Genomic DNA, 23,452 nt, shown 5'->3' with positions numbered 1-23,452 from the left:
TTACGCGTCCAACAGAGGAACTGCACGAAGATCTAGCCCCATAAACATCATACAAAGGTGACACAGCTCAATATAGGGGCGGGCAATGACGTTTTGTTTAAAAGCATGGTCGGCTTTTGTTAATGCCTGTTGTATATCTTCTAGCTGTTCAATGCTTAAGCGGTTGAGTGCGTTTTGATAGTAGCTTTGTCTGTTTCGCCAAATACCAAACTTTTGCCACTGAATAGGCTCACGGTTTTGTAGTGCCGTTTTAAGCTTCCACAATTGTTCCCACTCGCGAATAAGCGCCCAGATAACGATATTTGGCTCTAATCCCTCACTTTCTAATCGATAGAGCATTTTTACACAGCGCGTGTTTTCGCCGTTAAGCATAACGTCTACCAACTGGAATACGTTATAGCGAGATTGATCTACCATTGCTTGCTCAATCTGTGTTTCCGACACAGATTGCTGCGGGTAAAGCAGTGCAAGCTTGTCTATTTCCTGCTTTGCAGCAAGCATATTGCCTTCGCAAAAATCGCTTATCATTTTAGCACCGGCAGGTGAAACAGAAAGCTGATGAGACTGAAGCTGTGTGTTAATCCATGCGTTTAATTGCTTACCTTCAAGCGGATAGCAAAGTACGGAAACGCCAATTTCATCAAGCACTTTAAACCATTTGCCACGCTGTACATCTTTACCAATTTTGGGGCCGTGTACTAATAACAAAATATCGGGGTTCAAGTTTGCCGCCACTTCTTGCAGCATTTTACTGCCCTCAGTACCAGGCTTGCCCGTTGGTAGCTCCAATTCGATAAACTGCTGTGATGAAAACAGCGACATGCTTTGTGTTGCTTCGATTAGCTGATTCCACGAGAAACCAGATTCCGCTACCAATACCGTGCGCTCGACAAAACCGCTTGCTTTCGCTTTTGAGCGGATCTGTTCAATAACATCAAACTTTTGCTGTGGCTCATCACCAAATATCAAATAACAAGGGCGTAGTGCCTTGTTAATATCTTGCGAAAATTGATTTGGATAAATTTGCATGAATAAGCGCTAATGAATATTGGTTTGTGGATGAACGTTTAAAAGTACGTGCTAATAACAAAAGCCTAGGGCAAATCAACAGCAGCTACGGCTTGGCTAGATAAACGACGCACAATAATATCTGCAGCTTCGTTTCGCATCTCGTCAAGCATTAACTCAAGCTCACGTGATTTTGCAAGTACTTGATCAGGATCGTCCTGGTAGTCTCTTACCACTTCAAACTGTGCCATTTGTGCTTCTTTGCCAGGAAACTGTACGCGATAGCGAACCACATAGATAAGCTCATACTCAGCGACCTGGCCTGATGGATATACAGAAAGAAGCTGCCTTTCCAACTGTTCTGGTAACAGGTAAATGTTAACGTTTTTAGCATTAGGGCTAGTATCGGTAGGTACTGCACTAAGTCCATACACGTCAAGATGGGTTTTTAGCGCACGCGCCAAAGGCGCGTGTGCTCGCGCACTTTCAATGGCCACAGTGTTAATGTTGTCTGGCAGGCTTGGACCACTTCGCAAGTGGAAGCCACAGCCAGTAAGCACGATGGCACAAAGTAAAACTGCAGCACGTTGAAAGTACGTTTTCATCTCACAAATACCTAGTTGGCAACTATATTGACAAGCTTACCTGGAACCACGATAACCTTGCGGATAGTTTTCCCATCAATAAACTGCTGTACGTTAGGTTGCCCCTTCGCTGCTTCTTCAATTGCATCTTTCGTTGCATCAGCCGCAATGGTCATTTTTGCGCGCACTTTACCGTTAACTTGAACAATGATGAGCTTTTCATCTTCTACTAGCGCTGCTTTATCGACTTGCGGCCATGGCGCTACGTCAATATCTTCGTTATGACCAAGCACTTTCCACAGTTCATGCGCTATGTGCGGCGTTATTGGGTTCAGCAACAACAGTACAGATTCAACGGCTTCGCGCATAATGGCAATATCTTGCTCGTTGTCTTGTGGCGCTTTTTGAAGGTGATTAAGAAGCTCCATAATCGCGGCCACGGCAGTATTAAACGTTTGGCGGCGGCCAAGGTCGTCAGATACCTTTTCAATGGTTTTATGTACTTCTCTACGTAGGGCTTGCTGATCTTTCGTTAACGCTTTCGCATCAACGGCAACCGCTACACCTTTTTCAACGTGTTCAGTGACTAGTTTCCAAATACGGCGAAGGAAGCGGTTAGCACCTTCAACACCAGAATCTACCCACTCTAGTGTTTGCTCCGGTGGCGCAGCGAACATAGTGAATAGGCGAACTGTATCAGCACCGTATTGGTCAATCACTTCTTGAGGGTCAATGCCGTTGTTCTTTGACTTCGACATCTTAGTCATGCCGCCGTGAATAACTTCTTCACCATCGGCAGTTAGCCATGCTTTTACAATACGCCCTTTGTCGTCTTTTTCTGTGCTTACTTCAGTTGGCGAGAACCATGTTTTCTTGCCTGCCTCATCTTCACGGTAGTAAGAATCAGCCAATACCATACCTTGACATAATAGGCGTTTGAACGGCTCGTCAGAGTCAACCAGGCCTTCATCACGAAGTAATTTGTGGAAAAAGCGAGAGTATAATAAGTGCAAGATAGCGTGCTCAATACCACCAATATACTGGTCTACAGGAAGCCAGTAGTTTGCTGCTGTTGGGTCTAACATTGCGTCGGTGTTGGTAGCACAAGCGTAGCGTGCGTAATACCAAGATGATTCCATAAAGGTATCGAAGGTATCGGTTTCGCGCAGTGCCGGTTCACCGTTATAAGTGGTTTTTGCCCACTTTGGGTCGGCTTTAATAGGCGAGGTAACACCGTCCATCTCAACATCTTCTGGTAGTACAACCGGAAGTTGATCTGCAGGCACAGGTACCGACTCACCATTTTCCAAGTTAAGCATAGGAATAGGCGCGCCCCAATAACGCTGACGGCTTACACCCCAATCGCGCAGGCGATAGTTTACTTTTCGTTTACCACAACCTTTTGCTTCTAATTCATCGGCAATGCCGTTAAACGCTGCGTCAAAGTCTGCACCGTCAAATTTGTCGGAGTTTATTAACGTCCCTTTTTCAGTGTAAGCAGACGTGCTTAAATCACAGTTTTCTTCGTCACCGGCTTTTGCAGCAATTACTTGCTGAATAGGTAGGTTATATTTGGTTGCAAACTCCCAATCACGCTGGTCGTGACCAGGTACTGCCATAACCGCGCCTGAACCGTAATCCATCAATACGAAGTTAGCTACCCAAATAGGAAGCTTCTCACCTGTTAGCGGGTGTACAACTTCAAAACCTGTTGCACAACCTTTCTTTTCCATAGTAGCAAGCTCTGCTTCAGCTACTTTGGTGTTTTTGCATTCTTCGATAAATGCTGCAAGCTCAGGGTTTGATTTTGCAGCAAATTCAGCAAGCGGGTGTTGTGCTGCTACCGCAACATAAGTTACGCCGTAAAACGTGTCAGGACGAGTGGTATAAACCGTTAAATCTGAAATGTCGTTTACAGCAGACGCCATTTCGAAGGTAATCTCTACACCCTCTGAACGGCCAATCCAGTTTGCTTGCATGGCGCGAACCTGATCAGGCCACTCTTCTAGTTGCTCAAGATCGCCTAACAATTCTTCTGCGTAGTCAGTAATTTTAATAAACCACTGAGGAATTTCCTTTTGTTCAACTAATGCACCTGAACGCCAGCCTCGACCATCGATAACTTGCTCATTGGCTAGAACGGTTTGGTCTACTGGGTCCCAGTTTACGGTAGAGTTCTTTTTATAAACCAAGCCCTTTTCGTACAAGCGAGTGAAGAACCACTGTTCCCAGCGATAATAATCAGATTTACAGGTAGCAACTTCGCGGCTCCAGTCGTAACCGAACCCTAATGAGCGAAGCTGCGACTTCATGTATTCGATATTTGAGTACGTCCACTTAGCAGGTGCCGTGTTGTTGTTAATTGCCGCATTCTCAGCAGGAAGACCGAAGGCGTCCCAGCCCATTGGCTGCATTACGTTTTTACCCTGCATGCGCTGGTAGCGGCTGATTACATCGCCGATAGTGTAGTTACGTACGTGACCCATATGGAGTCGACCGCTAGGATAAGGGAACATAGACAGACAATAGAACTTCTCTTTGTCTTCATTGTCGTTTGCCTTGAAAGATTGATTATCTTCCCAGTATTGTTGAACACGTTGTTCTATATCTTTAGGGTTGTACTGATTATCGGCCATGAAACGTAGGCTTCCGCATTAAAAGTTGATCATTTATAGGTCGTTTTGACGTGTTTGAACGCCATTTAGCCCAATAGAATACCCCAGCGCTAAGCTATGCCTCAATAGCTTAGGCAAGACTTGTGCTATTTTTATTGCCGCTTGCTGGAAAAGTGACCACTTTGCACATGTCCGCGGTCACTATTTTACGCGCAACACATGCTACACTAATTTTCGTTGCTAAAAGCGGTGAGGGCTTTTAATTGCTGCGCCTGAACTTTATCAACTACTTTCACTAAGTTTGTTGCGTCTTCACTACTGCTTAATACACCGTTGAATTGAATTGCACCTGAAGCGTGATAGGTTAGTGTTACCTTTGTTCCTGAGTCAGTTTCTGTAAATAACCAGGTAAGGGCGCCATAAATACCCATTTCTTGAAGGGGGCCAAGACCGCCAGTCATCACTACTTTCTTATTAGGCTCGATATACGCAATCTGCATATGTGCTGCACTTTTTGCATTGTGAGTTTCGCAAAAACAGCCACCCGCTAATTCATCGATACTTAGCGTACCTTTCCACCAGGTGTGATCTTTAGGCCACCACATGTCAACGTGTTGTACAAAGTGCGAGTATACGGCTTCCACGGGCGCACTGCTTGTACTGCTATTGGTAATTGAAAATCCATTGGTGTTTGCATAATTAACGTCGGCTAATGCGCTGCTATGAAAGAACGCAGTCGCTATCAACCCTGTAAATGCTGCACTAACTTTACTCTTAAATGACAGCTTACGGTTTTGTTCTACTTGTGAAGTTTTCATTTTACATTCTCGTTTGTGCTTCTATTTTTGTCGCGATTGATTACGTGCGTATGGTGATAGTAGCAAAGAGTGTACAAGTCACACAGAGTCTTTTAAACGCTGTTTTAATTCACGTTGTGATGTTTTCTTGTTCAGTTGACAGTAAAACCATGTTTTATTCAGGATAAGCGTTTGACACGTCTTCGAATAAGGGTTTCACTTACTTCAAAGTAATAACGATAGAAAAGCATGTCTGTAGACACCACTTTGTACGCGCTTGATGTAGACGCGTTAACACCGACCATAAATCGCAGAGCAATAAATAGTGCGCTGAAAGACAATGAAGCGCTAAACGCCACATTTATTGGTCAAGAGCGCGCCCGCGAAGCGCTCACTTTTGGACTTGGCTTGAATACAAAAGGTTACAACCTTTATGTGATGGGTGAGCCAGCCACAGGTCGATTCACGCTTGTAAAAGACTATATTGAACGTCATGTATCGCATTCAACCACTCCAGATGATTGGTGTTATATCAATAACTTTGACGAAGAGCGCGAGCCAGTAGTGTTACGCTTTCCGCCAGGCGGTGGTAAGACTTTCCAAAAAGATATGGCAAATTTGATAGATGATGTGCTTGATTCACTACCAATTGCTTTCGATAACCCAGGCTATCAGCGCAGAAGGGCATCTATTACTCGCGAATTTGAACAAAAATACGATGCAGCCATTGATGCAGTAGAGCGCTATGCACAAGCCAATGACGTTGCCTTATACGAAGAGGGCGGGTCTATAACATTTTCGCCCATTATCAATGGTAAACCGGTAAGTGATACTGAGTTTGCATCGTTTAGCGAGAGCGACCGTGAGCGCTTCTATACTATCATTGATGAACTTGAGAACCGCTTAAGCGAGAACTTACTCAGCTTGCCCGCATGGAAGCGCGAGAACTCAGAGCGTTTGCGCGAATTAGATACAACCACCGCTGAGCAAGGTATTAAGCCACTTATTAAAGTGCTAGAGCATAAATACGCTGCAGAACTCGGGGTGATGAAATACCTCAAACAGGTAAAAAATGCATTAGTCTCGGCAATCTTAGTTATTCATAGCGAAGAGCAGAAAGACGAAAAAAGCGATGATTTCGACAAGAAAGTTTTTCTTGAAGAACAATTTCTACCTAATGTACTGGTGTCGAACAAAATAGATGATGCCGCGCCAGTTATTTATGAGCCCAATCCAGCCTATCAAAACCTGTTTGGCAAAATTGAATATACAAACATTCACGGTAGCGTGTTCACAAATTACAGAATGATTCAGCCAGGTGCGCTGCACCGCGCAAATGGCGGTTATTTATTGCTAGATGTTGACCAACTCATAGAGCAACCTTATGTATGGGACTCATTAAAGCTTGCTATTAAATCTACGCGTTTGCGCATGGATTTGCCGCAACAAGATGTGGGCATGGTAAATAACATTACCTTAAATCCACAGCCCGTTGACCTGAACGTCAAGATTGTTTTGCTGGGGTCGAGAGACTTGTATTACACCTTGCAAGACTACGACGATGAATTTGATGAGCTCTTTCGCGTATTAGTTGATTTCGATTTAGAAATCCCCGTTACTAAACAAGCGCTTTTTGATTTTGTAGGGAAGGTGCGAGCGCATGTGTATTCACTTGGGCTTGAAGGTATCACCACCAATGCCATGTGCCGTTTAGTTGAATACTCGCTTCGTATGGCTGAACACAAAGAAAAGCTGTCGGCGCATTTTGCAGAAGTGATTGAGTTGGTAAACGAAGCGCATTATTTTAGTAAAAAATCGAATGCGAGCGCTAATACAAATGTCCTTGAACTCGACCATCTTAAAGCAGCATTGAGTGCCAAAAAACGTCGTACAGGAAGAGTAAGTCAAGCGCTGCTTAACGACATAAAAGAAGGGCATGTACTTATTGCCACAGAGGGTAAAGCTGTGGGTACAGTAAACGGCTTAACGGTTCTAGATATTGGTGATACAGCATTTGGAACGCCTGCGCGTATTACCTCAACCGTGTTTGCTGGCGCCAGCGGCGTAGTAGATATTGAACGCGAGGTTGAGCTTGGTCAGCCAATTCATTCTAAAGGCGTTATGCTACTAAACGGCTATCTAGGAAATAAATACGCACAACATTTCCCGTTAACATTATCAGCAAACATCGCCTTAGAGCAGTCTTATGGACATATCGATGGAGATAGCGCGTCTTTAGGGGAATTAGTGGCACTTATTTCTGCCCTCACTGAAATTCCATGTCTTCAAACCCTGGCCATTACTGGTTCAATCAACCAATACGGTGAAGTGCAGGCTGTGGGAGGTGTAAATGAAAAAATTGAAGGGTTCTTCGATTTGTGCCAGCACCGCGGTTTAACGGGAACACAGGGCGTTATCATTCCTAAATCAAACGCCATTAATTTAGTGTTAGATGCCACCGTGGTAGATGCAGTTAAAAAAGGGCTTTTCCACATTTATACCGTTGAGACTGTAGATGACGCTTTGACCATTTTAATGGAGCAAGAAGCCGGAAAAATTAGCTCTAAAGGTCGCTATCCGAAAAATTCCATCAACTACCATGCCGTAAATCGCTTGTACAACATTGCGCTTATTGTAAATGGCGGTGATGGTGAATAGTTCATTTATTCTGTAACAAAAAAGGGAGCATCTGCTCCCTTTTTTTAAATTTAATAAGCCAGCTTATTTTGGTGGCATACGTAGGCCGCCATCTAGGCGCACTGTCTCGCCGTTTAGGTAGCTGTTGTTAGCCATATGGATTACTAGCTTGCCGAATTCTGCTGGTAGGCCTAAACGCTTAGGAAACTGTACGTTAGCAGAAAGCGCATCTTGCACTTTTTCAGGCATTGCAAGCAACATAGGTGTGCCCATCACGCCAGGTGCAATGGTGTTTACTCGAATACCTAGTGGTGCTAAATCGCGGGCCATAGGAAGCGTGAGACCAATAATTCCGCCTTTACTCGCTGCGTACGCTGTTTGGCCTATTTGACCTTCGTACCCTGCTACGGACGCGGTGTTGATGATAAGGCCGCGTTCACCTTCTTCGTTGAGAGGCGATTGTTTTGCCATTTGCGCAGCAACCAGTCGAGCAACGTTAAAGCTGCCAACTAAATTGATATCGATAGTAGTTTGGAAATCTCCAAGCGGCGCTGGTTTGGCTTCTCTGTCTAATAAACGCTTTGCCGGTGCAATACCAGCGCAGTTTACTAGTAAAGCAATGTTGCCGAATTTAGCCGCTGTAGCTTCAATAGCCGCTTGTACTTGCGCTTCATCGCGTACATCAACTTTGTTGAAAAGCGTATTGTCGTTACCGAGTTCTTCAACGCGTTGCGCGCCCATCTCTTCATTAAGGTCGAAAAGGCTTACATTAGCACCTGCTTCTCGAAGCGCAATGGCAGTAGCATGCCCAAGACCAGAGCAGCCGCCGGTTACAATGGCGGTGAGATTATTTAACGTCATGATATTCCCGTGTATTCACTATTATTAACGTGATGTTAACGAGAAGTAAGAAGAAAAACTACGGTGCCGACGGGCATCGGCACCTTCAATTGCATTATTTTGGCAACTGAATTTTACAGTCTTCGCTTTGACGGTAAATAATTAGCGTATGACCAATTACCTGAAGCTTTACAGACGATGTCTCGCGAACGATAGCGTCCATAATTAGCGCTTTCTCTTCACGGTCGTCGGTGGGAACCTTAACTTTAATTAATTCGTGATGGTTAAGCGCGCTATCAATTTCAGCTACCACGCCCTCAGTAAGACCGTTTGCACCTAGCTGTACAACAGGCTTAAGCGGGTGAGCAAGGCCTTTAAGAAATTGTTTCTGTTTATTTGAAAGTTTCATGAAGTAATAATTCTTACAATTAATCTGTTAGTTTATGCTTGAAATAACGTATTCTAACGCCATCTTCTCTACAATCCTAATGACATTGTGCTGGAATGACAAAAAAGAAACACTCTGCCAGTAGTAAACGCTGGCTACAAGAACACGTAAATGACCACTATGTGCAAAAAGCACAAAAGGAAGGTTGGCGATCTCGTGCCATTTACAAACTGGAAGAAATTCAGAAAAAAGATAAGCTTATAAAGCCGGGGATGACGCTTGTCGACCTAGGTGCTGCCCCCGGCGGTTGGTCTCAATTTGTTGCGCAGCAAGTAGGCGATAACGGTCAAGTAATCGCGTGCGATATCTTGCCAATGGATCCCATCGTAGGTGTTGACTTCTTACAAGGCGACTTCAGAGAAGACGAAGTGTTAGAGGCCTTATTGAACAGAATTGGCGGCAAGAACGTAGATATAGTGTTGTCGGATATGGCACCTAACATGGCGGGCAATTCGGCGGTTGATCAATCTCGTTCAATGTACCTGTGTGAGCTGGCGCTTGATATGTGTCATCAGGTACTAAAGCCAGGTGGGTCATTCGTTATTAAAGTGTTCCAAGGGGAGGGGTTTGTTGAGTTTATGAACGCACTTAAACAATCTTTCACCACAATAAAAACGCGCAAGCCAGACTCTTCGAGATCGCGGTCTCGTGAGGTGTATTTGGTGGCTTGTGGGTATAAAGTGTAGTACGCTTTGAGATAAGCGTTATTCGTTGCGAGTTGTACTGGTTGTTCGACAAGCAAGTTGTTGAATATCTAAGCAATTCCGATTTATAGAGGTTAGTAGCATTGAGCGATATGGCAAAAAATTTAATTTTATGGTTAGTCATCGCGGTTGTGTTAATGTCGGTGTTCCAGAGCTTTTCACCTGGTGAATCAGCTCGCTCACAAACAGACTACACGACATTTTTAAGAGAAGCAGAACAGGGAAATATTCGTGAAGTTCGCATCAATAATAGTGGCGAAATTCGCGGTACAAAGCGTTCAGGCGAGACATTCCAAACTTTCGTTCCTTACTTCGACGACAAGTTAGTATCTGACTTAGTTAAAAACGACGTAAGGGTTTATGGCGAACCACCTGAAGAGCAATCTCTTCTAACGTCTATTTTCATCTCTTGGTTCCCAATGCTGTTGCTAATTGGTGTGTGGATTTTCTTCATGCGTCAAATGCAAGGTGGCGGTGGCCGCGGTGCAATGTCGTTTGGGAAAAGCAAAGCGCGCTTGCTTGGCGAAGACCAAATTAAAACAACATTTGCCGATGTCGCTGGTTGTGACGAAGCGAAAGAAGACGTTTCAGAGCTGGTTGATTTTCTGCGTGACCCATCTAAATTCCAAAAGCTAGGCGGTAAAATTCCGAAGGGCGTACTTATGGTAGGTCCTCCTGGTACAGGTAAAACGTTGCTTGCAAAAGCCATTGCCGGTGAAGCAAAAGTACCGTTCTTTACTATTTCAGGTTCTGACTTTGTGGAAATGTTCGTAGGTGTTGGTGCTTCTCGTGTTCGCGATATGTTTGAGCAAGCGAAGAAAGCAGCGCCTTGTATTATCTTTATCGATGAAATCGATGCGGTAGGCCGTCAACGTGGTGCTGGTCTAGGTGGTGGTCACGACGAACGTGAGCAAACCCTTAACCAGATGCTTGTTGAAATGGACGGCTTTGAAGGCCACGAAGGTATCATCGTTATTGCGGCAACCAACCGTCCTGACGTACTTGACCCTGCGTTGCTTCGCCCAGGTCGTTTCGACCGACAAGTTGTTGTTGGTCTTCCTGACATCCGCGGCCGTGAGCAAATTCTTAAAGTTCACATTCGCAAAGTACCAGTGGCTGATAACGTAGAACCGTCAGTTATTGCTCGCGGTACACCAGGTTTCTCAGGTGCTGACCTTGCTAATCTTGTAAACGAAGCTGCATTGTTCGCTGCTCGCGGCAACAAGCGCCTTGTTTCTATGGAAGAGTTTGAGAAAGCGAAAGACAAAATCATGATGGGCTCTGAGCGTAAGTCTATGGTGATGTCTGAGCCTGAAAAAGAAATGACTGCGTATCACGAAGCGGGTCACGCTATCGTAGGTCGCTTAGTGCCAGAGCACGATCCTGTTTACAAGGTGTCTATCATTCCTCGCGGTAGAGCATTGGGTGTAACCATGTATCTTCCAGAGCAAGATCGTGTGAGTCACTCTAAGCAGCACCTAGAAAGTATGATTTCTAGCTTGTTCGGTGGCCGTATCGCAGAAGCTATCATTTACGGTGATGACAAAGTGACAACTGGTGCGTCTAATGACATCGAGCGTGCAACCGAGATTGCTCGTAAGATGGTTACGCAGTGGGGCTTATCTAGCAAGATGGGGCCAATGTTGTATGCTGAAGACGAAGGTGAAGTTTTCTTAGGCAAGTCTATGTCTAAAGCAACTAACATGTCTGATGATACGGCGCGCGCAATTGACGCGGAAATTAAGTCACTTATCGATCGCAACTACGAGCGTGCTCAGAAGATCCTTGAAGATAACATCGATATCCTTCACACAATGAAAGACGCACTAATGAAGTACGAAACCATTGATGCGAAACAAATTGATGATCTAATGAATCGTACTGATGTTCGTCCTCCTGCCGATTGGGACGACAGCCAGCGCTCAGACGGTGACAAGCCTAGCGGTGGTTCGCCGGTTCGTGAAGGCGAAATCAAAAACGATGGCGTTGATAAGCCATCGGTTGGTAAGCCGGGCGACATTCCAAGTTAATCCTGCTTACACTTAATAAAAAACGCCAGTTCTGCTGGCGTTTTTTATTAGCACTCTAAAAAATTCAAAAGAAGTAGCGAGAAGAACATGCAGTTTGGAAAGCATTTTATTTCACTTAGCCAGCCTCAGGTAATGGGCATTTTAAATGTTACCCCCGACTCATTCTCAGATGGTGGTAAGCATTCTTCGGTTCAGCAGGCAGTAGAACATGCGCTAAAAATGATAGAGCAGGGCGCTACATTTATTGATATTGGCGGAGAATCAACACGTCCGGGTGCACCAGATGTAAGTCTACAAGAAGAGCTCGATCGCACCATTCCAGTTATTGAAGCTCTTGCTGATAAGAGCGAATGCGTTATTTCAATAGACACGAGCAAAGCAGAAGTAATGACAGCCGCTGTTAATGCTGGTGCAGGCTTAATTAATGATGTTCGGGCGCTAACTGGCGAAGGCGCACTAGAGGCAGCAGCGCAAACTGATGTACCTGTGTGTTTAATGCACATGCAGGGACAACCGCGTACTATGCAACAAAACCCAACATATGATGATGTAGTGAAAGATGTAAGCGTGTTTCTTGAGCATCGTGTACAGGCTTGCGTGGATGCGGGTATAGATGAATCTAGAATATTGCTTGACCCTGGTTATGGCTTTGGGAAAACGTTGGAACACAACTACGCGTTGGTTAAATATTTACCGAATATTATGGATTTAGGTTATCCAGTGCTAGTAGGTATGTCTCGTAAGTCTATGATTGGTAACTTACTCAATAGAAACGTGGATGAACGCTTGGCTGGAAGCATATCCCTCGCTACAATTGTAGCCCAAATGGGCGCACAAATAATTCGCGTACACGATCTGCAAGAAACTGCGGATGCGGTAAACATCGTAAAAATGCTGAACACAATCAAATAAGGAATAAAAATGACTCAGCGTAAGTATTTTGGTACTGATGGTATTCGAGGTAAGGTTGGTGAAAGCAACATCAATCCAGAATTTGTAACCAAGCTTGGTTGGGCAGCAGGTAAAGTGCTTGCAGGACGCGGCACAAACAAGGTTTTAATTGGTAAAGATACACGCATTTCTGGCTACATGCTTGAGTCTGCGTTAGAAGCCGGCTTGTCAGCCGCCGGTATTAATATTGGCCTTCTAGGGCCCATGCCAACGCCAGCGATTGCGTATTTAACCAAAACATTTCGTTCTGAGGCTGGCATTGTTATTAGTGCCTCTCATAATCCGTTTTATGACAACGGTATCAAGTTCTTCTCTGCACAAGGCTTCAAATTAGATGACGATATCGAACTTGCCATAGAAGAAATGCTTGAACGTCCTATGACGTGCGTAGCGTCAGATAAGCTGGGTAAAGCCAATCGTATTGATGACGCGGCAGGCCGCTACATTGAATTCTGTAAAGGCACGTTCCCTTCTGATTTATCTCTTACAGGTCTTAAAATTGTGGTTGATTGTGCTCATGGCGCAACTTATCACATTGCACCGAATGTATTGCGTGAATTAGGTGCAACGGTTATTGAGCTTGGAACTGCGCCAAATGGTTTGAATATCAACGACAGCGTTGGTGCTACCTCTATGGATGCTATTGTAGCAAAAGTGAAAGAGACAGGCGCTGATCTTGGCTTTGCTCTTGACGGTGATGGCGATCGCATCATGATGGTAGATCACTTAGGTAACATTTTAGACGGTGACCAAATTGTCTACATCATTGCCCGCGATGCGCTAAAGAACGGCAACTTACAAGGTGGTGTAGTTGGCACGCTAATGAGCAATCTTGGTCTTGAAAATGCACTTAGCAAGTTGGGCGTTCCATTTGCAAGAAGTAACGTGGGTGACAGATATGTCATGGAACTGTTACAGCAAAAAGGTTGGTCTATTGGTGGTGAAAACTCTGGTCACGTATTGAATTTAAACATGAGTTCTACCGGTGATGGTATTGTGGCTGGTTTGCAGGTAGTGGCTGCAATGCTTCGTTCTCACATGGACTTACGCGACCTTGCCAGCGGTTTCGAAATGTATCCGCAAACCTTAATTAACGTGCGTTATGCGAACAAAGACGTTGATTATCTTGCTCATGCCGATGTTCAGGCGTCGAAGGAAGAAGCTGAAGCGGCATTAGGTAAAACGGGAAGGGTATTGTTGCGTAAAAGCGGCACTGAACCTCTTATTAGAGTGATGGTTGAGTCTAACGACGAACAGCAGTCTAAGAAGTGGGCAGAGCATATCGCGCAAACTGTTCGTAATCTCGCCAATTAGTTGGCGTAGCTGCGATTTTCGCTATTTGTGCTTGTAACTTAGTGATTAAATAGTTAATATCACGCCCGCTTAAAAGACAGGGCTAAGGTCTGCGTTGTGAGTAAAAATGTAAGAAAGCCATTCGTGGCTGGCAATTGGAAAATGAACGGAAGCATGTCACTTGTGGCAGACTTCAATGAAAAGCTTGCTTCAGTAAGTGCTCAGGCTGACATAGTAATATGTTCTCCTGCTACGCTTCTCCACGGCTTCAATAATTCAACCTTTTCAATTGGTGCTCAAAACGTTAGCCACTTAGACAATGGCGCTCATACAGGCGAACTTTCGGTTGAAATGCTGAAAGAAGCCGGATGTGAGTATGCAATTGTAGGGCACTCTGAGCGTCGTGAAGACCAAGGTGAATCCAACACACTCGTTGCTCAAAAAGCGAAAAAGTGTGTTAGTGAAGGTATCACACCAATCATCTGTGTGGGTGAATCACTAGACGTTCGCGAGGCTGGGAATGTAGAGTCATTCGTTGCTGCACAGCTAGACGCAGTTGTTGAAGCCCTTTCTGTTGAAGAACTTAGTAAAACAGTCGTTGCATACGAGCCTATCTGGGCTATAGGCACAGGTAAAACTGCAAGCCCGCAACAAGCACAAGAAGTTCACGAATTTATTCGCGGCTACTTTGAAAAAGTAGACGCCGACTTAGCACAAGGTATTCGTATATTATACGGTGGCAGTGTTAAGCCTGATAACGCCGAAACGCTGTTTGCTCAGAAAGACGTAGACGGTGGCTTAATTGGCGGAGCTAGTTTAAAAGCTGAAGATTTTATTTCAATTTGCCAAGCGGCAGACTGACGAGGTATTTATGGTTTACGAAGTGCTATTGGTAGCATACTTAGTGGTTGCGCTTTTATTGATTGGATTTGTTTTAATTCAACAAGGTAAAGGCGCAGATATGGGCGCTTCATTTGGCTCTGGTGGTTCAAACACAGTGTTTGGTTCTACTGGGTCAGGCAATTTCATGACGCGTACAACTGGCATTCTAGCTGGCTTATTTTTCTTTATCAGCCTTACGCTTGGTGCAATGACTGCAAATCGTGAAAGCGCTGAAGACGAGTGGAACAACTTAGAAGTGCCTGCTGCGGTAGAAACGCCAGTAGAGATTCCAGCAGACCAAGACGTGCCTGTAATTGAAGGAGCTGCAGAGTCAGATGTTCCTGCAGTTGAGTCTTCAGACGTACCAAAGGCTCAAGACGAGAATATTCCTGACTAAGGAATGTGTTTGAAATTCGCGGAAGTGGTGGAATTGGTAGACACGCCATCTTGAGGGGGTGGTGAGCATAGCTCGTGCGGGTTCAAGTCCCGCTTTCCGCACCAAATTAAAAACCCGTTACCAATGTAACGGGTTTTTTCTTTTCTACTCAATGAGTTTTGATTCAGAACAACCTTTGTCTTACAGAATAAAATACGTTGTCTGATTAAATACTATCACTAGCCATTCTAGATAATATTTTTCCCTTAATTGCAATTTGTAACAAAGCGTTTAATTTTAGAAAATACAGGACGTTACTACTGTTCGATTTTCAAAGAATCAGCTATCCTGATTATTAACGAATGCTCTTTCCCTCTATCGAGCTACACCAAACAAGAGACACTGTAGTGCAAAAAACGCTTAGCCAAAGCTTATTTCAAACCCTTATTCTGGGTATTGTTATCGCATCGCTGCTTATAATAGGCGCCGTTTGGAAATCTGCGAACTCGTTTGTTGTTGAAAATATCGACCAAGATATAGCGTTGGCCGAGAAAGTATTCGATAAAGTGGTGGAAGACCGCCAAGAGGTTATAAAAAGTGTATCGAATGTTTTATCTCGCTCCTTTGACTTCCGACGAGCGGTAGGTACCCAAGACCTGCCTTCAATAGAAGCTGCGCTTACTAGTTACGCCAGTAGATTAAATACCGATATTATTGCGCTTGTGAACTTAGACCATACGGTAGTGGTATCTCACTCCGATATTTTTGAAGCTGGACAGCAACTTCAGAGTAGTGTGGCGCTGGTAGCTAAGGGCAAAGACAGTGGCTTCTTTGTGGTAAACGACAAGCTGGTTCAACTTAATTTATACCGCGTTGAAATACCAACACTTCGTTATTATATGCTTATCGGTGTTGAGTTCGATAAAACACTGCTGAACGAACTTAAAACGTTAATTGATGCTGATATCATTGTTTCTCAACCTAAAACCAACAACATCATAATTACAACGTTAGACGCAGCGGTCGCAAGTTACCTTCTCGATAAAGAGGAAGACCCTTCATGGTTAGACGTTACGTTTGGCGACGAGCTTACTTATTTTAAACGCAATGCAAATATCTCTTCTGATATTCATTTACCCGTAGATATTACCTTAGCAGTTGATACAACCGTATCCTTTGATGCATTTACCAGCATACAGATAACCATTCTTGCCTTTGCACTCATTGCAATGCTAATTGCACTGGGTTTGTCTATGCTACTGGCAAGAAACGTAAGTCAGCCTGTTTCTAATCTAGTCGCTGCGGTTAACAGAGTGGCGTCTGGAAAATATGGTGCAACGCTTGAAAAGCCGTCGAAGCTAAAAGAGATCACTGAATTAGCTAACGCTGTCGACAGCATGCAGGAAAGTATTAAAAGCCGTGAAAAGCACATACGCTATCAAGCTCAACATGATGTGCTAACGGGTTTATACAACCGCAACTATGTAGAAGACTATTTTTCTTCTCAAATGGCATTGAGCAATACCGTACAAGTAATAGCTATAACGGTGTTGGGTTTTAGGACTATAAACGACCTGTATGGTTACCAAAATGGTGACAATACCTTAAAAGCCCTTGCACAACGCTTAAAACGATGGCCTGGCACATCTGCGCGCCTCGCAGGCGGTGAAATTCTGTATATTTCTCATGAACCGCTTCAAGAAGACCAGCTAAATACACTTCGTCACATACTTGAACAACCCGTGGAAAGTAATTTAATAGCCATTCCGGTTAAAATTACAATGGCGGTAGTGAATTGTCCCATTGATGCGAGTAACTCCGAAGAACTGTTTAGAAAAATAAACATAGTTACAGATGAAGCCATACATACTGGCGCATGGTGTGTTAACTACAGAGCCGAGCTTGAGGATAGGTATAACAGGCGCCTTTCAATAACCACAGAATTGAAACGTGCATTGGCAAGTCAGCAAGACGAGCTCTCTATGGTTTACCAGCCAAAAGTAGACCTTACAACAATGAAAGTAAGCAGTATGGAAGCGCTTATTCGTTGGAATAACTCTGAGCTTGGATTCGTACCTCCTGACGAGTTTATTACTATTGCTGAGCAAGCAGGGTTAATTGAGCAAGTGACAACATGGGTTATGCAACAAACCATTACCGATCTTGCGTACTTTAGAAATAAAGGGTTCAACTTTACGGTTGCAATGAACTTGTCTACTCAAGATATTCAAAACAAAGTATTGCTGAGCAAGTTGGTTGCGCTTTTAACTGAAAAAGGGTTATCTCCTGAAGCGCTCGAATTAGAAATAACCGAGAGCGACTTGGTGGCAGACGCAAGTCTGGCTATTGAAAACTTAACCGAACTTACTGCACGCGGTTTCCATTTTGCCATCGATGATTTTGGAACAGGCTATTCATCGTTAGCGTATTTGAAAAACTTACCTGTCAAAACCATAAAAATTGATAAAAGTTTCATACTGTCTTTAGCGTCAGATGAAAACGACCAGCAAATTGTGCATACGGTGCTAAGCCTAGCCAGTATCTTTAATTTGAAAGTTGTTGCTGAAGGTGTAGAGGACGAAACATCTCTTGATATCCTCAAAGGGTGGGGTTGCGATGTGGCGCAAGGCTACTATATAAGTAGGCCGCTTAAAGTGGCTGACTTAGAAACATGGCTGCGTAATTCGCCTTTTGGTGAATAGTAAAAAGGCTAAACTCTTAGTAACGTGTTCTTAGCAGCGTGTAATAAAACGTGTAATAAGGCGTGAAGTACTCGTTTTGAAGCCTTAACTTTACTTAATAACGTTGGCACTGAATGTGCTTAGTTCTACACGGGTTAAATGAACGTGGTTTTAACAGCGTTGTTTAAATGTCTCTCGCCAATAAAAAATAACAAAATAAGGAAAAGATTATGGATATCATTCGCATATTACTATCAATTTTACTTCCGCCACTGGGTGTGTTTTTGCAAGTAGGGATTGGCGCACAGTTTTGGATAAACATTTTGCTAACCATATTAGGTTACTTTCCAGGCGTAATTCACGCAGTGTACATCATTGCTAAGCGTTAATAAGCACTGTAAATGCAGTAACTTTTGGCGTTTAATCGTAAAAAAAGCCAGCTTAACGCTGGCTTTTTTATGATTTGAAGAGAGGCTGCATTGGCACGCTATGCCGTTGCAGTAGCTGTTGACATTTCCTGTTCCATCTCATTTACGTAATCATCAGCCAATGTGGCTTTTTGCTTATCATTGAGCACGCGACCTGCCACTTGGAAAAACTCGTGTTCTTCGTCTGCCAAATGATGCTCAACCTTATCTTGTAAGTTTTTAAGATGACGTAGCCAAGCAGGAGAACTCATCTCAGTGTCATCTAGTTTTGCCAATAGCTCATCAATTTCATGGTGCTCAGCAATGCCGTGGCGCGTTAAATCTACCGTTGCATCTTTTTCTAGAAGGTGAGCATAAAAGTGTCGCTCTTCAGCCAGTGCATGACCTTCTAACTGCAGTTTTAACTCTTGATAGTATTCGCGACGAGCAGCAGTGTCGCCGCTTGTTTCAGCTAATATCTTTAACAGCAGACGTTGTTTCTCATGGTCTTTACGAAGTGCTTCGAAAATATTCATAATGCATTCCTCAGGTAATTTTAACTCTACCTTAGTAATGCGATATACGTTCCAACTTGCGAAAAACACTTACTGCTTGATTTTTATTACTATTTTAAAATTGCCACCAGGGTAGCAAATTCGACTTTAGAAAAACTTACATAACGATTGGAGAATATACATTGCTTTTTACACGCCTTGGGCAACGATAGCATCAGCCAAACGCCTGAAAGCCGCTATGTTAGCACCTTTCATATAATCAATGTAATTGTTAGCAGTATCTTTCCCTTCCTCTACACAGCGCTCATGAATACTAAGCATGATGTTTTGCAGTTGTTCGTCTAGTGTATCTGCGTTGCGTTGGCTAAACATGGCATTTTGTGACATTTCTAGGCCAGATAGTGCAACTCCACCTGCGTTTGACGCCTTGCCTGGAACATACACTAGTGCTTTGTCTTTAAACACGTCTTGAGCTTCATCGGTACACGGCATATTCGCACCTTCCAATACCATATTACAGCCGTTATTCACTAGCGTTAATGCATCGTCTTTATCTAGTTCATTCTGAGTTGCACAAGGTAATGCAATGTCGCAGGTTAAATGCCATGGCGTTTTGCCTTTTTTCCAGTCCCCAATGCCTTTATCAGCAAGATCGGTAAGAATGTTGTTGCTTTTTGCGTGCTCAGCAATAGCAAATTTTATGGCTGGCTCGTCAAACCCATCTTGCTTGTAAAGAGTGCCGCGACTGTTCGACAGGCTAATTACCTTCGCACCTTTTTGCGTTGCTTTAAGTGCAGCATGAAGCGCTACATTCCCTGCACCCGAGACAACAATGTTCTTCCCTTCAATGTCAGTGTTGTGCTGTTTACATACTGCGTCTAAGAAGTAGATAAGCCCGAAACCAGTGGCTTCCGTGCGCACATAACTACCGCCAAATTCAAGCCCTTTTCCTGTCAGTACACCCTCAAACTTGTTGTTAAGTCGTCGATACTCACCGTACAAGTAGCCTATCTCTCTTGCTCCCACGTTTATATCACCTGCCGGTACGTCCGTGTTTGCGCCAATATGGCGCTGTAATTCACGCATAAACGCTTGGCAGAAAAGCATTATATCTCTATCACTTCGGCCTTTAGGGTTGAAGTCTGCACCGCCTTTACCGCCACCCATGGGTAGCCCCGTAAGTGCATTTTTGAAACACTGCTCGAAGGCAAGAAACTTTAATACCGATAAATTAACCGTTGGGTGGAAACGCAAGCCGCCTTTATAGGGTCCCATTGCTGAGTTGTGTTGAACACGCCAACCCTGATTGACTTCAATGTCTCCGCTGCTATTCATCCATGACACTGTGAAGTAAATAACGCGCTCTGGAAAACACAGCCGCCTAACTATGTCATCACGTTTATAGCTTTCGTTTGCGTTATAGATGGGAATAATATCGTGTAGTACTTCTCTTACTGCTTGAAGATATTCGTTCTCACCCTCAAATTTCTGGGCGACAAAGTTATAAATTTCATCAAAATTGCTTTCGTATGGCATTGGATTAATTATCCTTCTCTTCAACGTTGGTTAGCACTATTAGGCTTCTAGGGTACGTTGTAATTTCGATTTTACCGTCTTTAAATATTTCCCCATCTACCGCATAAAGGGTAGGTGAATCGAACGCAAGCCTAATGCTTCGTGCTTGAGCATGCTTTATTGCATTTGAATGTTGTTTCGCGTCGTTGGGGCTTAATACAAGTTCAGCCAATGACAAGAACTGTCTATCTGATGACGTTTGTGGGTTAAGCCATGTTAAGTCAAGCTTTCCATCGGTCACATCTGGTGGCGCTGAACCTTGTGCCAGTGCAGTAGTTAACGGCGCTGCATTTGCCACTACAAGGCTAGGTGTAGTTATTGACTGCGCTTCATTTTCATCAAGCGTAATAGTGAATGACATGTCTTCATTATTAGAAATCGCTTGCAAAAGCCCTTTGATATAGGCGAACTGGCCGCCAATATTTTTTGCTTCTCTGTCGGCGGCAGAGATCATTTTCTCTTCAAAACCGACTGCAGCGACAAGGAGCATGACGTGGTCATTGCATTTTGCGGTATCGATAGCCAATGTGTTGCCGGCAATTATCACATCACACGCTGTGCTTATCGGCATGACTTTACTCATATAGCCATGTAGAACCTGGCTTAGCGCATTCGCAGTACCTAAAGGGATAATGCCCATTGTGATTTCGCTATCAATAAGTTCGCTTGCCACTTCTGTAAGGGTGCCATCACCGCCGCACGCCACTACAATGTCTGCACCATTGCGTTTGGCTTCACGAGTCAGTTCAGTCGCTGTTATGTCTGGTGTGGTTTCTTTAACTGACACACTAAACTTTTCATTCAGCCGAGATAATATGTCGTCTTTGTTCTGTTCCCATTTGCCACCGCCAGCTACGGGATTAACAATAAGAGCAAGGCGTCGTTTCAGGTTTAGAAGGCCACCGTCGCGTATTTTTTGAAGCGATGCCAACTGACGTTTATTTAATCGAGCAGTTTGTCGGATATCGTTAATCTGGCTTAAGGCTTCTTTTACGCTCAACGATGGATTCTTTGCTAACAAGTAAGCGGCAACAACAAGCACCGACCTGCCTCTACCTAATGCACAGTGCACTACAACATTTTTTTGTTCGTCAACCTGTTGTTGAATGAAGTTAATACCCTGCATCAATTGGTCTTGGGTAGGGCTGGTGTGGTCAAGAACAGGAATGTTGAGATAACGATAGTCTTCTTGGAACGCGGTCCAGTCTAAGCCATCGAATTCAGCAGTGACATCCAGTATTGCCCCAATCTTGTTTTCATTGAGCAGATCAACATGCTTGTTTGACATCCGGCATGCTAGAAACAGGTGAGGTTCAATTTGTTGAAGTGGTGGTACTTTATCAGTGCGTCTGGCATATTCATTGTAAAGCCATGAGCCAAACAAAAAGGGCACAAAGACCCAACGAATATAAATTGGGATAGAGCCGTCCTGACGCTTGCGAAAAAGGCTTGGAAAATTTAATAAGTAAGCACTACTTACAGCTATCAGCGAAAACGCAGTCCATCCAAACATCAGCTTTAAAAGAGTGTAGGGCGCAAAGTACGTTGCAAACAGTGCAGCTATTGCGCCCGCTACATAAAACTTCACCATCTTCATGTAGAAACATATCCTTTGTTTGCGAGAGTACTGTTCTTACTGCGAGAGAATGGTTTTCGTTTACTTTACAAGTGAACTATCGTGCAATTGGATCTATTACTTATTGTAAACTTACATAATGAACTTACCTTTGACGATGCGCGTAAAGGCTAGGTATTAAAGCTAAAATTTGGAAGCGCTTATGTGGTTAAAGGTTGGCAATTTTGTTTGGTTTCAAACAATTTGGTGGTTGATCATTCTTTTTCAAAACAATGCAATATTACCCGTCGTTGCCCTCATTGGCGTTTGGATAGTTTTATCTCCGCAAAGAGCTGCAGACATCAAACTCATGTCCATCATGTTAGTGATAGGAACTGTCGTGGATGGTTTACTCACCCATGGTGGGCTTTTCAATTTCACTGAACAAAATGTGCTAATTCCCTTTTGGCCGATTCCAATTTGGCTTTCTCTACTTTGGGTAGCTTTTTCGGGAACGGTTCATCACAGTATGGAAGCGTTTAAGGGCAGATACGCGTTGTGCGCTGTTGGAGGCGCAATATTTGCACCTTTAAGCTACATAGCGGGCGCACGATTTGACGCAGTAGAACTGGGTGCGTCTTACATAATGTCTTATGCAATTATCGCTGCTGTTTGGAGCGTGGTTTTTCCTCTGTGTTTTTATATCTCGTCCAAGTTATTGAAGACGCAGCTTACACCTAACATTCAAGGAGAAAGTACATATGACTAAAACTGTATTAGTTACTGGTGGAAACCGTGGCATAGGCTTTGAAGTAGTAAAGTCGATGGTTACAGCAGGATATAAAGTACTGATGGGGTGTCGTGATGAAGAAAGTGGGGAAAAAGCCAAAGCTGAAATTCCAGGCGCAGATTTACATGTAATTGAAATGCCGCTCGATAACGAGAATGCCATAACCGACGCCATTATTCAGGCGCAGGCTGTGTATGGAAATATCGATATTTTGATAAACAATGCGGGCGTTCTCGATGATACGCCTTGGGATGAAGTATCGTCAGAGGGGTTTTCGAAAAGCATGCAGGTAAATGTGAACGCGCCATTGACACTAATACAGAATACGCTGCCTAAAATGATTGAGCGAGGTTTTGGTCGAATTGTAAATGTGAGCTCTAGTTATGGAAGTTTCGATCAATCACTACAGGGGCCGTTAAGCTATGCCTTTTCGAAAGCCGCATTAAATGCACTTACGGTAAAAATGGCGGCAGTAGTTGATAAGGCAAGAGCTGACAAAGCCGACGATGACGAATTTGACGTTACGGTAAACAGTGTCACCCCTGGATGGGTTCATACACGAATGGGTGGTGCAGATGCACCCAGATCACCTGAAGAGGGTGCTGATAGCATTGTGTGGCTAGCAACGTCTGCAAAAGGTGGTCCGCACGGCGCGTTTATAAAAGATAGAGAAACGGTTGCGTGGTGATAGTTACCAATGATTGCTCGTAGCGTGAGTTGCGCGTAGCAAAAACTGCGCGCTTCAAGTGTGCAATTTAACGCTT

Annotated in this window: 20 protein-coding genes and 1 tRNA gene; 12 read left to right on the top strand and 9 right to left on the bottom strand. The window is 43.9% G+C overall.

Annotated features, from left to right (window positions below; genetic code table 11):
* The 4 genes from holA to V7R35_RS08570 all read right to left on the bottom strand — a co-directional run bounded on the left by holA (nucleotide 1) and on the right by V7R35_RS08570 (nucleotide 5,025).
* A complete protein-coding gene (gene holA / locus V7R35_RS08585) occupies nucleotides 1–1,029 on the bottom strand; it encodes a DNA polymerase III subunit delta (RefSeq protein WP_334014332.1) in 1,029 nt (342 codons plus the stop codon).
* Between the two features lie 65 nt (nucleotides 1,030–1,094).
* Nucleotides 1,095–1,613 carry an LPS-assembly lipoprotein LptE gene (locus V7R35_RS08580; protein ID WP_334014331.1) on the bottom strand — a complete coding sequence of 173 codons (519 nt, stop codon included), beginning with the start codon at nucleotides 1,611–1,613 and terminating at the stop codon, nucleotides 1,095–1,097.
* A gap of 11 nt (nucleotides 1,614–1,624) precedes the next feature.
* A complete protein-coding gene (gene leuS / locus V7R35_RS08575) occupies nucleotides 1,625–4,228 on the bottom strand; it encodes a leucine--tRNA ligase (RefSeq protein ID WP_334014330.1) in 2,604 nt (867 codons plus the stop codon).
* Between the two features lie 206 nt (nucleotides 4,229–4,434).
* Nucleotides 4,435–5,025 carry an SRPBCC family protein gene (locus V7R35_RS08570; protein ID WP_334014329.1) on the bottom strand — a complete coding sequence of 197 codons (591 nt, stop codon included), beginning with the start codon at nucleotides 5,023–5,025 and terminating at the stop codon, nucleotides 4,435–4,437.
* A 228-nt stretch (nucleotides 5,026–5,253) separates the two neighbouring features.
* Here V7R35_RS08570 and V7R35_RS08565 point away from each other — a divergent pair, with 228 nt between their 5' ends.
* Nucleotides 5,254–7,662, top strand: coding sequence for a Lon protease family protein (locus V7R35_RS08565; protein ID WP_334014328.1), 2,409 nt, complete (start codon nucleotides 5,254–5,256; stop codon nucleotides 7,660–7,662).
* 63 nt (nucleotides 7,663–7,725) lie between these two features.
* Here the strand turns inward: V7R35_RS08565 and V7R35_RS08560 are convergent, their stop codons facing one another.
* Together V7R35_RS08560 and yhbY are read right to left on the bottom strand one after the other, a co-directional pair.
* Complete coding sequence (locus V7R35_RS08560; protein ID WP_334014327.1) at nucleotides 7,726–8,502, bottom strand: SDR family NAD(P)-dependent oxidoreductase; 777 nt, start codon at nucleotides 8,500–8,502, stop codon at nucleotides 7,726–7,728.
* A 94-nt stretch (nucleotides 8,503–8,596) separates the two neighbouring features.
* Nucleotides 8,597–8,890: a ribosome assembly RNA-binding protein YhbY gene (gene yhbY, locus V7R35_RS08555; protein ID WP_334014326.1), complete on the bottom strand. Its 294-nt coding sequence runs from the start codon at nucleotides 8,888–8,890 to the stop codon at nucleotides 8,597–8,599.
* 95 nt (nucleotides 8,891–8,985) lie between these two features.
* On the opposite strand from yhbY, the gene rlmE reads away from it, so the two are divergent.
* The 9 genes from rlmE (at nucleotide 8,986) to V7R35_RS08510 (ending at nucleotide 18,235) form a co-directional block, all read left to right on the top strand.
* Nucleotides 8,986–9,615, top strand: coding sequence for a 23S rRNA (uridine(2552)-2'-O)-methyltransferase RlmE (gene rlmE / locus V7R35_RS08550; RefSeq protein WP_334014325.1), 630 nt, complete (start codon nucleotides 8,986–8,988; stop codon nucleotides 9,613–9,615).
* Nucleotides 9,616–9,716: 101 nt separating this feature from the next.
* Nucleotides 9,717–11,663 (top strand): ATP-dependent zinc metalloprotease FtsH, encoded by a 1,947-nt coding sequence (ftsH, locus tag V7R35_RS08545; RefSeq protein WP_334014324.1) that lies wholly within the window; start codon nucleotides 9,717–9,719, stop codon nucleotides 11,661–11,663.
* A gap of 87 nt (nucleotides 11,664–11,750) precedes the next feature.
* Nucleotides 11,751–12,575 (top strand): dihydropteroate synthase, encoded by an 825-nt coding sequence (gene folP, locus V7R35_RS08540; RefSeq protein ID WP_334014323.1) that lies wholly within the window; start codon nucleotides 11,751–11,753, stop codon nucleotides 12,573–12,575.
* A gap of 9 nt (nucleotides 12,576–12,584) precedes the next feature.
* A complete protein-coding gene (gene glmM / locus V7R35_RS08535) occupies nucleotides 12,585–13,928 on the top strand; it encodes a phosphoglucosamine mutase (protein ID WP_334014322.1) in 1,344 nt (447 codons plus the stop codon).
* Nucleotides 13,929–14,024: 96 nt separating this feature from the next.
* Entirely contained in the window at nucleotides 14,025–14,768 is a 744-nt protein-coding gene (gene tpiA / locus V7R35_RS08530) for a triose-phosphate isomerase (protein WP_334014321.1), read from the top strand.
* A gap of 10 nt (nucleotides 14,769–14,778) precedes the next feature.
* Nucleotides 14,779–15,186, top strand: coding sequence for a preprotein translocase subunit SecG (gene secG / locus V7R35_RS08525; RefSeq protein WP_334014320.1), 408 nt, complete (start codon nucleotides 14,779–14,781; stop codon nucleotides 15,184–15,186).
* 18 nt (nucleotides 15,187–15,204) lie between these two features.
* Nucleotides 15,205–15,290, top strand: a tRNA-Leu gene (locus tag V7R35_RS08520).
* A gap of 282 nt (nucleotides 15,291–15,572) precedes the next feature.
* Nucleotides 15,573–17,867, top strand: coding sequence for an EAL domain-containing protein (locus V7R35_RS08515; protein WP_334014319.1), 2,295 nt, complete (start codon nucleotides 15,573–15,575; stop codon nucleotides 17,865–17,867).
* Between the two features lie 209 nt (nucleotides 17,868–18,076).
* A complete protein-coding gene (locus tag V7R35_RS08510; RefSeq protein ID WP_334014318.1) occupies nucleotides 18,077–18,235 on the top strand; it encodes a YqaE/Pmp3 family membrane protein in 159 nt (52 codons plus the stop codon).
* 98 nt (nucleotides 18,236–18,333) lie between these two features.
* Here the strand turns inward: V7R35_RS08510 and V7R35_RS08505 are convergent, their stop codons facing one another.
* The 3 genes from V7R35_RS08505 to V7R35_RS08495 form a co-directional block, all read right to left on the bottom strand.
* The gene (locus V7R35_RS08505; RefSeq protein WP_334014317.1) at nucleotides 18,334–18,789 is read right to left on the bottom strand and encodes a hemerythrin domain-containing protein; all 456 of its coding nucleotides are present in this window, start codon (nucleotides 18,787–18,789) and stop codon (nucleotides 18,334–18,336) included.
* Nucleotides 18,790–18,957: 168 nt separating this feature from the next.
* A complete protein-coding gene (gene gdhA, locus V7R35_RS08500) occupies nucleotides 18,958–20,304 on the bottom strand; it encodes an NADP-specific glutamate dehydrogenase (protein WP_334014316.1) in 1,347 nt (448 codons plus the stop codon).
* A gap of 4 nt (nucleotides 20,305–20,308) precedes the next feature.
* Nucleotides 20,309–21,940, bottom strand: a complete 1,632-nt coding sequence (locus V7R35_RS08495) for a diacylglycerol kinase family protein (RefSeq protein ID WP_334014315.1) — start codon at nucleotides 21,938–21,940, stop codon at nucleotides 20,309–20,311.
* 181 nt (nucleotides 21,941–22,121) lie between these two features.
* Here V7R35_RS08495 and V7R35_RS08490 point away from each other — a divergent pair, with 181 nt between their 5' ends.
* Together V7R35_RS08490 and V7R35_RS08485 are read left to right on the top strand one after the other, a co-directional pair.
* Nucleotides 22,122–22,667: a DUF2878 domain-containing protein gene (locus V7R35_RS08490; protein WP_334014314.1), complete on the top strand. Its 546-nt coding sequence runs from the start codon at nucleotides 22,122–22,124 to the stop codon at nucleotides 22,665–22,667.
* Nucleotides 22,660–23,376, top strand: coding sequence for an SDR family NAD(P)-dependent oxidoreductase (locus V7R35_RS08485; RefSeq protein WP_334014313.1), 717 nt, complete (start codon nucleotides 22,660–22,662; stop codon nucleotides 23,374–23,376). Before V7R35_RS08490 ends, V7R35_RS08485 begins: the two co-directional genes overlap by 8 nt.
* The last annotated feature ends 76 nt before the right edge of the window (nucleotides 23,377–23,452 follow it).

This window comes from Alteromonas sp. S167 (assembly GCF_036864375.1).
Lineage (GTDB): Bacteria > Pseudomonadota > Gammaproteobacteria > Enterobacterales > Alteromonadaceae > Alteromonas.
Note: the sequence above shows the minus strand (reverse complement) of the source record. Positions and strands in the feature narration are given on the sequence as shown.

Bases quoted from the DNA above. Each gene is read 5' to 3' on its own strand.
- holA (WP_334014332.1), bottom strand. From the start codon at position 1,029: ATGCAAATTTATCCAAATCAATTTTCGCAAGATATTAACAAGGCACTA.
- V7R35_RS08580 (WP_334014331.1), bottom strand. From the start codon at position 1,613: ATGAAAACGTACTTTCAACGTGCTGCAGTTTTACTTTGTGCCATCGTG.
- leuS (WP_334014330.1), bottom strand. From the start codon at position 4,228: ATGGCCGATAATCAGTACAACCCTAAAGATATAGAACAACGTGTTCAA.
- V7R35_RS08570 (WP_334014329.1), bottom strand. From the start codon at position 5,025: ATGAAAACTTCACAAGTAGAACAAAACCGTAAGCTGTCATTTAAGAGT.
- V7R35_RS08565 (WP_334014328.1), top strand. From the start codon at position 5,254: ATGTCTGTAGACACCACTTTGTACGCGCTTGATGTAGACGCGTTAACA.
- V7R35_RS08560 (WP_334014327.1), bottom strand. From the start codon at position 8,502: ATGACGTTAAATAATCTCACCGCCATTGTAACCGGCGGCTGCTCTGGT.
- yhbY (WP_334014326.1), bottom strand. From the start codon at position 8,890: ATGAAACTTTCAAATAAACAGAAACAATTTCTTAAAGGCCTTGCTCAC.
- rlmE (WP_334014325.1), top strand. From the start codon at position 8,986: ATGACAAAAAAGAAACACTCTGCCAGTAGTAAACGCTGGCTACAAGAA.
- folP (WP_334014323.1), top strand. From the start codon at position 11,751: ATGCAGTTTGGAAAGCATTTTATTTCACTTAGCCAGCCTCAGGTAATG.
- glmM (WP_334014322.1), top strand. From the start codon at position 12,585: ATGACTCAGCGTAAGTATTTTGGTACTGATGGTATTCGAGGTAAGGTT.
- secG (WP_334014320.1), top strand. From the start codon at position 14,779: ATGGTTTACGAAGTGCTATTGGTAGCATACTTAGTGGTTGCGCTTTTA.
- V7R35_RS08510 (WP_334014318.1), top strand. From the start codon at position 18,077: ATGGATATCATTCGCATATTACTATCAATTTTACTTCCGCCACTGGGT.
- V7R35_RS08505 (WP_334014317.1), bottom strand. From the start codon at position 18,789: ATGAATATTTTCGAAGCACTTCGTAAAGACCATGAGAAACAACGTCTG.
- gdhA (WP_334014316.1), bottom strand. From the start codon at position 20,304: ATGCCATACGAAAGCAATTTTGATGAAATTTATAACTTTGTCGCCCAG.
- V7R35_RS08495 (WP_334014315.1), bottom strand. From the start codon at position 21,940: ATGAAGATGGTGAAGTTTTATGTAGCGGGCGCAATAGCTGCACTGTTT.
- V7R35_RS08490 (WP_334014314.1), top strand. From the start codon at position 22,122: ATGTGGTTAAAGGTTGGCAATTTTGTTTGGTTTCAAACAATTTGGTGG.
- V7R35_RS08485 (WP_334014313.1), top strand. From the start codon at position 22,660: ATGACTAAAACTGTATTAGTTACTGGTGGAAACCGTGGCATAGGCTTT.